Source organism: Streptomyces sp. GbtcB7, from assembly GCF_019091445.1.
In the GTDB taxonomy this organism is placed as follows: Bacteria; Actinomycetota; Actinomycetes; order Streptomycetales; family Streptomycetaceae; genus Streptomyces; species Streptomyces mirabilis.
This window is the reverse complement of the sequence record NZ_JAGXJM010000218.1, coordinates 1-312: the sequence shown is the minus strand read 5'-3', so window position 1 is coordinate 312 and position 312 is coordinate 1. Positions and strand designations below refer to the sequence as shown.

The window sequence follows — 312 nt, the reverse complement described above, 5'->3', positions numbered from 1 at the left end:
CCCCCTTTCCGGAAGCACAGCGCCGACACCCGAGGCATCGTCTCGGATGATCAGGTCGCCTAGATCGGTGCAATTAGCTACCTCATCCAGCTCGCTAGCCCAAATCTGCCCGGATTCCACAGCCTCATCACATGCGAACGTCTCAGCGGCGGCTGGCGTTGGCAGAAGAAAGAACGAGGCTGCGATCGCGGTGACGCCTAGTTGTACACCAAGTCTTGATGACTTCATGTTCCCCCCCAGGGAGCCGTCCTAATGGCGGCCGTCGTCTGGGACTCTAGGGGGGCTCATGGTTCCCTGTCGGCACTCAGTTGG

Annotated in this window: 1 protein-coding gene; it reads right to left on the bottom strand. The window is 60.3% G+C overall.

What is annotated here, in order from left to right; genetic code table 11:
* Positions 1-228, bottom strand: a 228-nt coding sequence (locus KVT44_RS55895; protein ID WP_217576942.1) for a hypothetical protein, incomplete at its 3' end; no start/stop codon positions are given.
* Positions 229-312 lie beyond the last annotated feature (84 nt).